The sequence below is a fragment of the Clostridium sp. AM58-1XD genome, assembly GCF_003464085.1.
Taxonomy (GTDB): Bacteria; Bacillota; Clostridia; order Lachnospirales; family Lachnospiraceae; genus Lachnoclostridium_A.
On the sequence record NZ_QSDR01000011.1, the window covers coordinates 1 to 14,109 of the forward strand.

9 protein-coding genes, 2 pseudogenes and 1 riboswitch are annotated in these 14,109 nt (G+C 46.3%); of the genes and pseudogenes, 8 read left to right on the forward strand and 3 right to left on the reverse strand.

The window, feature by feature from the left end; genetic code table 11:
* Positions 1–826, forward strand: an 826-nt coding sequence (locus DXA13_RS08235) for an AlwI family type II restriction endonuclease (protein WP_118243307.1), incomplete at its 5' end; no start/stop codon positions are given.
* Positions 827–866: 40 nt separating this feature from the next.
* On the opposite strand, the gene DXA13_RS08240 is transcribed toward DXA13_RS08235, so the two are convergent.
* Positions 867–1,718 carry a polysaccharide deacetylase family protein gene (locus DXA13_RS08240; RefSeq protein WP_118243309.1) on the reverse strand — a complete coding sequence of 284 codons (852 nt, stop codon included), beginning with the start codon at positions 1,716–1,718 and terminating at the stop codon, positions 867–869.
* Between the two features lie 219 nt (positions 1,719–1,937).
* On the opposite strand from DXA13_RS08240, the gene srtB reads away from it, so the two are divergent.
* The 4 genes and pseudogenes from srtB to DXA13_RS08260 all read left to right on the forward strand — a co-directional run bounded on the left by srtB (position 1,938) and on the right by DXA13_RS08260 (position 7,563).
* On the forward strand, positions 1,938–2,747 hold the full coding sequence (gene srtB / locus DXA13_RS08245) for a class B sortase (protein ID WP_118243311.1): 810 nt from the start codon (positions 1,938–1,940) through the stop codon (positions 2,745–2,747).
* 253 nt (positions 2,748–3,000) lie between these two features.
* Positions 3,001–5,592 carry an ATP-dependent chaperone ClpB gene (clpB, locus tag DXA13_RS08250; RefSeq protein WP_118243314.1) on the forward strand — a complete coding sequence of 864 codons (2,592 nt, stop codon included), beginning with the start codon at positions 3,001–3,003 and terminating at the stop codon, positions 5,590–5,592.
* Between the two features lie 70 nt (positions 5,593–5,662).
* A riboswitch (Fluoride riboswitch) is annotated at positions 5,663–5,747 on the forward strand.
* Positions 5,748–5,996: 249 nt separating this feature from the next.
* Positions 5,997–7,177, forward strand: a pseudogene (locus tag DXA13_RS08255) (cation:proton antiporter).
* A 146-nt stretch (positions 7,178–7,323) separates the two neighbouring features.
* Positions 7,324–7,563, forward strand: a complete 240-nt coding sequence (locus DXA13_RS08260) for a hypothetical protein (RefSeq protein WP_147348006.1) — start codon at positions 7,324–7,326, stop codon at positions 7,561–7,563.
* A 125-nt stretch (positions 7,564–7,688) separates the two neighbouring features.
* On the opposite strand, the gene DXA13_RS08265 is transcribed toward DXA13_RS08260, so the two are convergent.
* The gene (locus tag DXA13_RS08265; protein WP_118243318.1) at positions 7,689–8,171 is read right to left on the reverse strand and encodes an S-ribosylhomocysteine lyase; all 483 of its coding nucleotides are present in this window, start codon (positions 8,169–8,171) and stop codon (positions 7,689–7,691) included.
* 255 nt (positions 8,172–8,426) lie between these two features.
* Here DXA13_RS08265 and trpS point away from each other — a divergent pair, with 255 nt between their 5' ends.
* From trpS to DXA13_RS08280, 3 genes and pseudogenes are all read left to right on the forward strand, one after another.
* Positions 8,427–9,431 (forward strand): tryptophan--tRNA ligase, encoded by a 1,005-nt coding sequence (trpS, locus tag DXA13_RS08270; protein ID WP_118243320.1) that lies wholly within the window; start codon positions 8,427–8,429, stop codon positions 9,429–9,431.
* A gap of 313 nt (positions 9,432–9,744) precedes the next feature.
* A pseudogene (locus DXA13_RS08275) lies at positions 9,745–12,398 on the forward strand (cation-translocating P-type ATPase).
* A gap of 110 nt (positions 12,399–12,508) precedes the next feature.
* On the forward strand, positions 12,509–13,417 hold the full coding sequence (locus tag DXA13_RS08280) for a fumarylacetoacetate hydrolase family protein (protein ID WP_118243529.1): 909 nt from the start codon (positions 12,509–12,511) through the stop codon (positions 13,415–13,417).
* 124 nt (positions 13,418–13,541) lie between these two features.
* Here the strand turns inward: DXA13_RS08280 and rbr are convergent, their stop codons facing one another.
* A complete protein-coding gene (gene rbr / locus DXA13_RS08285) occupies positions 13,542–14,078 on the reverse strand; it encodes a rubrerythrin (protein WP_118243322.1) in 537 nt (178 codons plus the stop codon).
* Positions 14,079–14,109: the final 31 nt, after the last annotated feature.

Consider the following 14,109-nt stretch of genomic DNA (forward strand, 5'->3'; position numbering starts at 1 on the left):
CCTCAACTGTCCGATCGAAGAAATTTCTCCGTTTCTGGCTGTCAGTGAACAGGATATTATAGACGGAATCAACAGTGAGCTGGGAACGGACGTAAAAACCATGGATGAGGCCAGAAAGCTGCTGGACAGGGAACGTTACCGCCGTTTGGACAGACTGATTGATCAAAAATTTAAAGATGGGGACCTGATCAGACTTTTGGGGCTATTCGAAGCCAGAGATAATGATGAAATCAACCGCCTCGTTACAGACAATGCTGATATCCCTACGATCTTTGAATATATTCTGGGAATTATATGGTATAAGACGAGTGAACGGGAGGGGAAGATTCTGGATTATATGAAGCTTTCTCTCGAAGCGGACCTGCTTCCAAAGACGCATGCTGCAGGCGGAGAAGCGGATATTGTCTATGAATATGAGGAGAAGCCGGGAATATATCCTGCACATACGCTGCTCCTGGAAGCTACGCTGGCGAATTCTACAAACCAGAGAACTATGGAGATGGAACCGGTGTCACGCCATCTCGGTCAGCATCTGCTGAGAACAGGAAATGGAAATTCTTACTGTGTGTTCAGTAGCAATAAGCTGAATATCAACGTAATGGCAGATTTCCGCTGCCGAAAGCATATGCAGTATTTTGATACGACGGATTACGGCAGGTGGGTGGAAGGGATGAAGATTATTCCTGTGGAAACGACGGAACTGAAACGAATCATTTCCTCTCATCTTACGTATAAAGAGCTTTATCCCATTTTTGAAGCGGCATATCAGTCAGATAAGAAGCTGCCTGAATGGTATAGGGAAGAAATTGCGGACAGGATATCCTAGTCCGCAATCTCTTCCCTGTTTTCTATATAGGCGATCTTTCTTATTTGGTTCTCTCAGCCGTGGTTTCCTCCGGAACATCCGGTATTTGGCGGCCTTCATGATCAAGATGATAATTGTCACGGTAGATCAGCTGGGAGATGGGGACGAGCTCATAACCTTTCTTCTGAAGGCCTGTGATCACATCCTCCAGGGCCTGAGGCGTGTACTTAGCTCCATTGTGCATGAGGATGATAGAACCGCCGGCAAGATGACTGTGATTAACCACCGTGTCAATAATGGACTGTGAGCCGTAATCCTTCCAGTCCAGGCTGTCCACATCCCATTCGATGGGATAATAACCGAGCTCTTTTGAAATGGAGATCACATCGTTGTCATAATCACCGTATGGCGGACGGAATAAGGACATTTCCTGCCCAGTCAGCGCTTTCACCTTTTCATGAGTACTGGTGATTTCAGAACGTATGGCGTCGCCGTCCAGCTGACTCATATTCTTATGGTTTTCACTGTGATTTCCAAGGTCATGCCCTTGAGAGGCGATGTATTTTACATCTTCCGGGTATTTTTCCACCCAACCTCCGGTCATAAAAAAGGTGGCCTTCACCCCGTGCTTTGATAGGATATCCATGATCTGTCTCGTGTCCTCATTCCCCCAGGCAGCGTCAAAACTGAGGGCGACTTTAGGTTTCTTGGTGCTGACACAATAAATTGGAAGTTCCCTGTCTTTATAACGGTGATTTCCCGCAGTCGGCGCAGAGAGTATGTGAAACGAACTTACGGACATGGCCAAACGGCCCTGTTCATAAAAAGTTACGGCGGCACCTGCGGTAAGGAGTATGAGAGCCATCCAGAATAAGGCATTTTCAGAAAAGCAATGGAAAGAAAATCGTTTCATGCGGTGCTCCACAATCGATATTAGTATTATTGTATGGGGCGGAAAATGGCATTATGACTGAATGGAACGATTAGGCTTGTGCCAGCCCGCAAGGAGAATTATAATGAAAATTAGTGACGAGCGAGAAAGCGCGGAACTATTTGCTACGGCTTGACTGAAAGATCAAGCTGGTTTTCCGTAAGTTATTTTATAAATTCGCAGGATATGGGAGGGACATCTATGGGAAAAATAAGGAGAATACTGATTATCATACTTTTACTGGCGGCATTAGCCAGCGGCGTCCTTGTAGCAGTTGATTATATAGGAAAAATGAAAGAAGCTAAGGAATATGAAAAGCTGGCTGAAATCGTACAGACGACGGACCAGGCAGGAGCAGCCGAAGGCAGTACGGAGGAAAAGGAAGACGACGGTGAGGAAGCATATGTTTCACCGATTGATTTTGACAAGCTTGCAGAAATGAATTCCGAAACGGTAGGATGGATTAAGATTCCGGATACACCGATTGACTACCCGATTGTTCAGACGGGAAATAACGACAAATATCTCCATACGGATTTTGAAGGCAGAGAAAGCGCAGGAGGATCAATATATCTGGATTTTGAAAGTTCATCCGATATGAAGGGAAAGAATAACATCCTCTATGGGCATCATATGAAAAACGGTTCTATGTTTAAGGCTCTTGTCAAATATAAAGACAGAGAGTATTTTGAAAGCCACCCGTATTTTACAATCTATACTCCGGAGGAGGAAATTCGTTTAAAAATTATATCTGCATATTACGGAGAAGCGGATCCGGAAGCGAGGCGTACCAGGTTTCAATCACAGGAAGCATTCGATGAATTTGTAAATCACATGATCTCTTTGTGCCCCTATGCGGTAAAACTGGAAGGCAGGGTCGAGTCCCTGTATACGCTCATCACTTGCAGCTATGAGTTTGATGACGCCAGGACGTTTGTATTTGCAGTTCCGGCAGATAAAGAAGGGAATATCATTTATTCGGAAGCCGGGGATGAGGCAGAGGCTCAATAATCAAAAAATAGAATTGAAAGGTGTCAGGCAGACAGGAGGTATTCTGCCCGGCACTTTTCTTTCATTGTATATACGAAGCGGTTGGAAAAAATGAGGGCCAAAAGAAACTACCGTACATGTGAACGTGAAGGCAAAAAAAATTTGCATTTAATTAGCACTCGACTATTGACAGTGCTAATAATATGTGATATGTTATAGTACGTATAGAACAAAAATAACTGGATTCATACAACCCGGTAAAGGAGGCGAACGTATGAATATTAATAAATTTACACAGAAATCCATGGAGGCTGTACAGAACTGTGAGAAGCTGGCATATGAACACGGCAACCAGCAGATTGAGCAGGAGCATCTGCTATTCAGCATGCTGACAATTGAGGACAGCCTGATATTAAAACTGATTACAAAAATGAACATTTCTCAGGAGATGTTTTTGAATGAGGTACAGCAGTCTGTCGAGAAACTACCTAAGGTGAGCGGAAACAGTCAGGTATATGTGAGCGGCGATCTAAATAAGGTCTTAATTAACGCAGAGGACGAGGCAAAGGCCATGGGAGACGAGTACGTTTCCGTCGAGCATCTGTTCTTATCCATGTTGAAGCAGCCGGACCGTACTATGAAAGAATTGTTCCGTCAGTACGGAATAACAAGAGAAACATTTCTCCAGGCGCTTTCTACAGTAAGGGGGAACCAGCGGGTGGTTAGCGACAACCCGGAAGCCACGTATGACACGCTTGAAAAATACGGCTATGATCTGGTGGAAAGGGCCAGGGACCAGAAGCTGGATCCCGTAATCGGCCGTGACAGTGAGATCAGGAATGTGATCCGCATTTTGTCCAGAAAGACGAAAAACAATCCGGTTTTAATCGGGGAACCTGGCGTCGGAAAGACGGCTGTCGTAGAAGGCCTGGCTCAGCGTATTGTACGCGGTGACGTACCGGAAGGGCTGAAGGACAGGAAGCTGTTTGCTCTGGACATGGGAGCGCTTGTGGCAGGAGCAAAATACAGAGGTGAATTCGAAGAGAGGCTGAAAGCCGTTCTGGAAGAGGTTAAAAAGAGCGAAGGACAGATCATCCTGTTTATCGATGAACTTCATACCATCGTGGGAGCCGGAAAGACGGAAGGCTCCATGGACGCGGGCAACCTCTTAAAGCCTATGCTGGCAAGAGGCGAACTCCACTGTATCGGTGCGACGACCCTGGACGAATACAGGAAGTATATTGAAAAAGATGCTGCTCTGGAACGCCGTTTTCAGCCTGTACTGGTAGATCAGCCTACGGTAGAAGATACGATTTCCATTCTCAGGGGGCTGAAGGAACGGTATGAGGTATACCACGGCGTCAAGATTACGGACTCCGCCCTTGTCTCGGCAGCCGTTCTTTCGGACCGGTATATTACAGATCGTTTCCTCCCTGATAAGGCCATTGACCTTGTGGATGAAGCATGTGCTCTGATAAAAACAGAATTGGATTCCATGCCGACGGAGCTGGATGAACTTTCCAGAAAAATTATGCAGATGGAAATTGAAGAGGCTGCTCTTAAAAAGGAGACGGATCATCTCAGCAAAGAACGCCTGGAAACCATTCAGAAGGATCTGGCAGAACTTCACGATAAATTTACATCTCAGAAAGCGCAGTGGGAGAATGAAAAAGCCAGTGTTGACAAACTCTCCGGTCTCAGGGAAGAAATTGAACTGCTGAACCGCCAGATTCAGGAGGCGCAGCAGAATTACGATCTGAATAAGGCTGCAGAGCTTCAGTATGGAAAGCTGCCTCAGCTTCAGAAACAGCTGGAGGAAGAGGAAGAAAAGATCAAGAGCCAGGATTTAAGCCTCGTTCACGAGAGCGTTACGGAAGATGAAATCGCTAAAATCATCTCCAGGTGGACGAATATTCCTGTGGCTAAGCTGACAGAAAGCGAGAGGAGCAAAACGCTTCATCTGGACGAAGTGCTTCACAAGAGGGTTGTCGGCCAGGATGAAGGTGTTGAAAAGGTGACAGAAGCGATCATCCGTTCCAAGGCAGGCATTAAAGACCCGACGAAACCGATCGGATCGTTTATGTTCCTCGGACCGACCGGCGTAGGTAAAACAGAGCTGGCCAAAGCGTTGGCAGAGTCTCTGTTTGACGACGAGTCCAATATGATTCGTATCGACATGAGCGAATATATGGAGAAATTCTCCGTATCACGTCTGATCGGAGCGCCTCCAGGATATGTGGGGTATGATGAAGGCGGCCAGCTGACAGAAGCAGTCCGCAGAAAACCGTATTCCGTAGTCCTTTTTGACGAGGTGGAGAAGGCTCATCCTGATGTGTTCAACATCCTTCTGCAGGTGCTGGACGACGGACGGATCACGGATTCCATGGGTAAAACGGTAGACTTTAAAAATACGATTCTGATTATGACTTCTAATATCGGTTCCCAGTATCTGCTGGATGGAATCGATGAAAACGGCGCCATAAGGCCGGAGGCAGAAGCGATGGTCATGAATGATCTGAGAAATCACTTCAGGCCTGAATTCCTCAACCGCCTGGATGAGATGATACTCTTTAAGCCTCTGACAAAGGAAAATATCGGCGGTATTATAGAACTTCTAATCGATGATCTGAACAGGCGACTTGCCGACAAGGAACTCTCGATTGCCATGACAGACAGTGCCAAGAGCTATGTTGTAGACCATGGATATGATCCGGTTTATGGAGCACGGCCGTTAAAACGATATGTGCAGAAATATGTGGAGACACTTGCGGCTAAGATGATCCTTGAAGATAAGGTACACACCGGCAATACGATTGTGATTGATACTTCAGAAGATGACAGCCGCCTGATCGGATATGCGGAGTAGTTGAACGTTACTGTTCATAAGGTAACGTTACGAAAACTGGTGATTGACAAAACATGATTTTCCGGCGTATAATAACCACGGGAATGAGGTTCTCCCATAGCATGAATAATTATAATTGCTAAAACTGCTTATAAGCTGATGACTTCTGTATAACAATACAGGGGTTATCAGCTTTTTTGTTACATTAGGAAAGTTCTCCGAACTATCCTATGTAACAAAAAATCCCTCCGGGCAGGGGCGCCCTGCTACGGTAAGGAATGATGTCGCTGAAGCGACCCGCCGCAGGCGGAGAATCCCGCGAGCGGGATTCATTCTTATCTTATAAGATAAGAGTGATCTGTAAAGACTGTAAGCCCCTCAACAAACGAACCGCAAAAGCGGAAAAAGAAAGGCAGGTAAATAACATGCTGAATAGTCTTGCTTACGTTTTTCTTATGGGAATGGCTCTTGGATGGCTGTTTAAAAAACTAAGGCTTCCGAGCCTGTTGGGAATGCTGCTTACGGGCATTCTCTTAGGGCCGTACGGATTGAATCTTCTGGACGGTTCCATTTTGGGAATATCAGCCGATTTGAGACAGCTGGCGCTGATTATTATTCTTATGAGAGCAGGTCTTGCACTGGATATAAGGGATCTTATAAAGGTGGGAAGGCCTGCAGTTCTGATGTGCTTTCTGCCTGCATGCTTTGAGATCGCAGGAATGCTGATCCTGGCTCCGCGCATTCTCGGGATATCTGTTCTGGAGGCGGCCGTAATGGGGTCTGTGATAGCTGCAGTTTCCCCTGCTGTTATTGTACCTAAATGCTGCATTTGATGGAAAATGGATATGGTACAAAACAGGGCATCCCTCAGCTGATTATGGCAGGGGCATCGGTAGACGATGTATTTGTAATCGTGATGTTTACGGCGTTTACGGGCCTGGCACAGGGAGAAGGAATTTCACCGGCTGGTTTCGTACAGATTCCAGTATCGATTCTTCTTGGCATGGCTGTGGGAATTCTGACGGGCAGCCTGGCGGCAGTGTATTTTAAGAAAGTACATATCCGCGATTCTATCAAGGTGGTTATTCTGCTCAGTATTGCATTTCTGATGGCGGCAGCGGAGAGCCGACTGAAAGGAGTGGTTCCATTTTCAGGGCTTCTGGCTGTTATGAGTATGGGTGCGGCTCTGGAGAAGAAAAGAGATGAGGTTGCGGTCCGCCTGGCGGCTAAATTTTCTAAGCTTTGGATCGCCGCCGAGGTGCTGCTGTTCGTTCTCGTGGGAGCGACTGTGGATATCAGCTATGCTGCAGCGGCAGGGCCGGCAGCAGTTGTACTGATTTTAGGTGTACTGGTGTTTCGAATGGCGGGAGTTTTCTGCTGTATGGCGGGATCGGGACTCAGCCGGAAAGAGCGTCTGTTTTGTATGATTGCGTACACGCCCAAGGCCACGGTACAGGCAGCGATCGGCTCCATGCCTCTCGCTATGGGGCTGCCCTGCGGAAAGATTGTTTTGACGGTGGCCGTTCTGGCAATTTTGATTACGGCGCCGCTGGGGGCATTTGGAATTGACATGACATATGGACGGCTTTTGAAAAAGTCTGTCTGAAACGGGAGAATCAGCGAATAATACAGCCTGTCTTTTCATATAATCATATAAGCATTAGATAGTCTCGCGGAAACAGGCAAAAGTCAAACGAGCCTGATTTTGGCCTGTTTTCTTCGGGAGAATAAAAGAGAAAGGACAGGTTGGAAATGGCAAGAGTCAGAAAGAGCAGCAGAGAAAAGCTCCAGGAAAAACTCATGGACGTACAGGAGGCAATAGAAAAATATGAAGAGTGTCTCCAGCGTATGAAAGAAGAGAAAAAAGAATATGAAAGAGAACTGAAAGCTTTGGAGCTGGAAGAACTGATTGGTCTGATGAATGAAAGAAATATGTCTGTGGAAGACGTAAAACGCGTCATTGAAGAGACAGGACAGGCAATGAGCGCCTGACCGGCGGAAAAACAGACAATAAAACAGACAATAAAACAGCAGAGATCACGTGATTTGCAGGAGGCAGCCGACTGCCATATGCAAATACGTATCTCTGCTTATTTTTTTTCTATGGAAATTATTCCTCAGTCTTCCGGATAAATCAGACGGGAATCATCAATTCCTGACAGGACTTCTTTTAAAAATTTATCGGCCAGCCAGTTTGCCATCGGAAGATTCATATCGCGGCAGTTGCCGCAGTCTCTTGCGGTTGCACCCGGAACCTCTTCGCTGAAATCACGGATAAACTCAAACATGGAGGTCAAAAGCGGAATGACGTCCCTGGATTCATAGTCACCGGTCATTAACAGGTAAAATCCGGTGCGACAGCCCATAGGGCCGAAATAGATGATTTGATTGCCGAAAGATGGATGATTTCTCAGATAAGTGGCAGCCAGATGTTCAATCGTATGCATCTCTGCCGTGTTCATGACCGGTTCACAGTTGGGACGCGTCATACGGATATCAAATGTTGTGATGACGGCGTTTCCGGCCCTGTCTTTTCTGGAAACATAAACTCCGGGAAGCAGCTTTAAATGATTGATTGTAAAACTCGTTATTTTATCCATAAAGATTCTCCTTTTCAATAAGATCTCATTTTAGCTCGATACTGTACATAGCGGTTTCATGCTTTTACAGCAGAAATCCGTGCAATGATTTCTTCCGAGGCGCTGTATCTGTCCGGCGGATATAGTATAAAGGATAACGATAAATTTTACAATAGGCAGAAAAAGACGAATTTTCAGAGCGGTTTCACCGGTTACTGCTTGACAATTACACCAAAATGTAACAATATAGAAGAATAATTTCAGGAGGAAAAAGCTATGTTAAACGGAAAAAAGATTTTATTCAGCGGAATGCAGGCAACCGGTAATCTGACATTGGGAAATTATCTGGGAGCTCTGAAAAACTGGGTGACAATCAGTGATGAATATGAAACTTTTTATAGCGTTGTGGATATGCATTCCATTACCGTACGTCAGGACCCGGCTGAATTGAGGAAGCGCGCCAGGACACTGCTTACACTTTACATTGCGGCCGGACTCGATCCGGAGAAAAACTGTATTTATTATCAGTCCCACGTATCAGGCCATGCGGAACTGGCCTGGATTCTCAACTGCTATACTTATATGGGAGAGCTTAACCGCATGACCCAGTTCAAGGATAAGGCTGCTAAACATTCCGATAATATCAATGCGGGCCTGTTTACTTATCCTGTACTTATGGCTGCAGATATTCTTCTTTATCAGAGTGATGTGGTTCCTGTAGGAATCGACCAGATGCAGCATCTGGAGCTTACGAGAGATATCGCACAGAGATTCAACAGCATTTACGGAGACGTATTTACGATTCCGGAGGCTTACATCGGCAAAGCCGGAGCTAAGATCATGAGCCTCCAGGACCCGTCAAAGAAGATGTCAAAATCCGACGAAAATATCAATGCCAGCATTTACCTGATGGATGATCCGGATACGATTATCCGCAAGTTTAAGCGTGCCGTAACGGATTCCGAGGCCTGCGTGCGCTACTGCGATGAACAGCCTGGTATAAAGAACCTGATTGATATTTACTGTGCATGCAACGGAAAATCCCCGGCTGATGCAGAGAAAGAATTTGAAGGAAAAGGATACGGAGATTTCAAACTGGCTGTAGGCGAGGAAGTAGTCAGCGTGCTGAAACCTCTTCAGGACCGTTTTGCAGAGCTTTCCGGCAATAAGGACTATATTGATCATGTAATCAAGGACAACTCTGAGAAGGCCAGCTATTTCGCGTCAAAGACGCTAAGAAAGGTACAGAAGAAAATCGGCTTTCCGGAGAGAATCCGTTAATAATATGTGAAGATGATGAAAATATGATTGACTTTTGGAATATTTTTGCATATCATACTGATATCAGATACACGAACGGAATATGGAAAAGGGAGTAGTTTTAATATCCTGTCAACATGCGCGGCCTGTTTAGGTCTGGTGGGATATACCGCTTTCGGTTACGAGACTTTTCATGTGTGAATGACAAATCATAAAGGTTTGTACAATTCATGCATGAAAAGTCTTTTTTCGTTCATAACATTAGATAGGGTGGCTTGACACGGATCAAATACATATTTCGTGCCTGCTTATCCCGGAGAGAGGAGTGTCCGAGATGAAAGAATGGTATCAATTGGAAGGAAAAGAGGCATTGGATCAGCTACAGGCCTCAATGAAAGGATTATCGTCCGGGCAGGCGGACGAGAGAGAAACTCAGTATGGGAAAAACGTACTGAAGGAGTCGAAGAAAAAGAGTACGCTTCAGGTGTTTCTGGAGCAGTTTAAGGATCTTCTTGTAATTATACTTATTGTGGCAGCAGTGATTTCCATGATATCCGGTAATGTGGAAAGTACGGTCGTCATTTTTGCAGTCATAATTTTAAACGCCATTCTGGGAACGGTCCAGCATGAAAAAGCGGAAAAATCTCTGGACAGTCTGAAAGCACTGTCTTCTCCTGTTGCCAGGGTAATGCGTGACGGCAGGAAAGTGGAAATCGATTCCAGACATGTGGTGCCGGGGGATATCCTTCTGCTGGAGGCGGGGGACCTCGTAGTGGCAGACGGCCGAATTCTGGAAAACTATTCTCTTCAGGTGAATGAAAGTTCCCTGACAGGAGAATCTACAAATGTAGAAAAGCAGTCGGGAGCAATCAGGCAGGGGCAGACAGCTCTTGCGGATCAGGTAAATATGGTGTTTTCCAGCTCGCTTGTAACGGGCGGCAGAGCCGTTATCCTCGTGACGGCTACCGGGATGGCTACGGAGATCGGAAAGATTGCTTCCCTCATGAATGAGACGAAGGAAAAGAAAACTCCGCTCCAGGTGAGCCTGGATCAGTTCAGCAGCCGTCTGGCAATTGTAATTATGGCTATTTCCGGCCTTGTATTTGCACTCAGCCTTTACAGGAAGATGCCGATCCTGGACTCCCTCATGTTTGCAGTGGCATTGGCCGTAGCGGCAATACCGGAAGCACTCAGTTCGATTGTGACGATCGTGCAGGCGATGGGAACTCAGAAAATGGCGAAAGAGCATGCGATTATTAAAGACCTAAAAGCCGTGGAAAGCCTTGGGTGTGTTTCGGTCATCTGCTCTGACAAGACAGGAACGCTGACGCAGAATAAAATGACGGTTCAGAAGGCATATTTTGACGGCCATACGGCTGGTGTAAACGAATTTAAAAGCCGTAATCCGGTGGCCCAGTACCTCCTGTATGCTGCTGTCCTGGCAAACGATGCGGTATTTACAGACGGAAAGATGATCGGTGACCCTACCGAATTTGCGCTTTTGGAACTGGCGCACAAGCTTGGCATCGATGAGGGTGTAATGAGAAAGGAAATGCCCCGCCTGGGAGAAATTCCATTTGATTCCGACAGAAAGCTGATGAGTACGAAGCACAAAATTTATGGAAAGCCCACCCTTCTTACAAAAGGGGCCGTCGATGTACTTCTGCCCAGGGCGACTCACATCATGACAACAGCGGGTGAACGCCCTATGCTGGAGTCAGACCGCCAGAAGATTCTGGCACAGAATCTGGAGTTCTCTCAAAATGGACTGAGAGTGCTTGCATTCGCATTCCGCAGTCTGGGGGAAAATGAAAACATATCTCTTGCAAGTGAAGACGGATATACATTTATCGGCCTGATCTCCATGATGGATCCGCCGAGAATCGAATCCAGAAATGCAGTAGCAAGTGCTGTAAGGGCAGGAATTAAACCAATTATGATTACAGGCGACCACAAGATCACAGCCTCGGCGATTGCCGGGAAAATAGGTATTCTGCAGGCAGACGATATGGCGGTAACAGGACCGGAATTGGATGCTATGGGCGACAGGGAGCTGAACGAGAAGCTGGAGAAGATTTCCGTTTATGCACGTGTATCGCCGGAGCATAAAATCAGAATCGTAAAAGCATGGCAGGACAGAGGCCATATTGTGGCCATGACGGGAGATGGAGTGAACGATGCCCCGGCGCTTAAAAAGGCCGATATCGGCGTGGCTATGGGAATTACGGGAACGGAAGTATCCAAGGATGCAGCCTCTATGATTCTGGCTGACGATAATTTTGCAACCATTATACAGGCTGTGGCAAATGGACGTAATGTTTACAGAAATATTAAAAATGCCATTCAGTTTCTGCTTTCTGGCAATATGGCTGGTATCCTGAGCGTTTTGTATACGTCCCTTCTGGCTCTTCCGGTTCCGTTTGCACCGGTACATCTGTTGTTCATCAACCTTCTTACGGATTCCCTTCCTGCGATCGCAATCGGGATGGAGGCTCCGGAAGACGGGCTTCTGGAACAGCCGCCGAGAGATCCAAAAGAAGGAATCTTACGAAAAAGTTTATGACGGCAATCTTTGTACAGGGAGGCTTGATTGCAGCCTGTACCATGATGGCATATTATACCGGCCTTAAAACTGGTTCCGGATTTGGAAATGTTCATGCTCTGGATGCGGCGGCAGGCCGGACTGCAGAGGCAGTAGCCAGCACGATGGCCTTTTCAACATTGACACTGGCCCGCCTTTTCCACGGATTCAACTGCAGAAGTGAGCATTCCATTATACGCCTGGGCCTGAAGAGCAATCTCTGGAGCATTATGGCATTCGAAGCGGGAGTAATCCTTCTGGCGGCTGTCCTGTTTGTACCGGGACTTCAGAACTTGTTCTCAGTGGCTGACCTGACCGTACGCCAGCTTATAACGATTGTAATCTTTGCCGTGATTCCGACAACGATTATCCAGGCATGGAAAACGATCAGGGAGAGTTTCAACTGATCCGGAAGGGAAACAACGGTGAGATAAATAATTATCTGGTGAAATCTGTCTTTTTGTGTTACAATTACCATAAAAATGAGGTTGAAATCCTTTTATTGGCGGAGGGCAGAATGAAATTACTGACATATGAAATTGAACACAAGAGCTTGCTGGGGGTGCTGAGCGGTGACGAACAATGGGTGTATCCGTTAAAATCCATGGGTATTGATTTTAAGGATATGCAAGAACTTGTTTTAGAAATGGGCGATTCAGAAAAGCAGCTGATCGATTACACGTTGACAAAGAATGAGGCAGAGCCGTATTCCATACCGGGAGCGGTCCGTCTGGAGGAAGTGAAGATCCTGGCGCCCATTCTTTGTCCGAGGCAGGATGTCATCTGCCTGGGGATCAATTATATGGCCCATGCGGAAGAGTCGGCCAGATATAAGCTGGAGACATTTGACGGACAGCGGGAATATCCCGTATATTTTTCGAAGCGGGTGAACCGTGCAGTGTCCTATGGGGAAAACATACCGTCCCACAGTGATATTACGGACAGGCTCGATTATGAAGTGGAGCTGGCCGTTATTATTGGAAAAGAGGCCAAAAATGTTTCTGCAGAAGAGGCAGAGGAATATGTATTTGGATATACAATCCTCAATGACGTCAGCGCCAGAGACATCCAGAACCGCCATAAGCAGTGGTACTTTGGGAAGAGCCTGGACGGAAGTACGCCGATGGGTCCCTGGATCGTAACGAGAGAGTCCCTGCCATATCCGCCGAAACTCTCGATTCAGTCCAGAATTAATGGTGAATTGAGACAGGACAGCAATACGGAGCTCTTGATCTTCGGGGTGAGCCATGTAATCAGTGATCTTTCAAAGGGAATGACTCTGCTTCCCGGCACGATTATTGCCATGGGAACGCCGTCTGGAGTAGGCATGGGATTTCAGCCGCCTAAATTCCTGAAACCAGGGGATGAGATCGAATGTACGATTGAAGGGATCGGAAGCCTGGTGAACACGGTATCCGAGAACTGAGTCCAGAAAGCCTCAGGATAAACTTATAAAAGAAAACGGCAGATACGCCGCCTCCCTAAATTGGGGAGTCAGAGCGTATCTGCCGTTTTATTATCTGGGTAAATTCCCTATGTAGGAGATTGATTTAATAATTCTCGCACTTTCTCTCAAAATATGCTTTTGGATGAGCACAGCATGGACATACTTCTGGCGCTTCTTCGCCTTCATGGATATATCCGCAGTTGCGGCATTTCCAGCCAAGAGGAGCGTCGCCCCTGAATGTATTGTTCTCCTTCATATGCTCGAGGAGGCGTAAATACCGTTTCTCATGAGCAGCTTCAACCTTGGCAACCAGTTCAAATTTAACAGCAAGCTCCTCAAAGCCTTCTTCTCTGGCTTCTTTTGCCATACGTGCATACATATCGGTCCACTCATAGTTTTCACCGGCAGCGGCGTCAGTCAGATTCTCAACAGGATCACTGATTCCGTGGAATTCTTTAAACCACATTTTTGCATGTTCTTTTTCCTGATCTGCAGTTTCCAGATATAAGGCAGCCAGCTGCTCATAACCTGCTTTTTTTGCAGCAGAAGCATAATAAGTATATTTATTTCTTGCCTGAGATTCTCCGGAAAATGCATCCTTTAAGTTCTGCTCTGTTTTTGTTCCTGCATACTTTGACATATTAAAATCCTCCTTTAATTAATTATACATA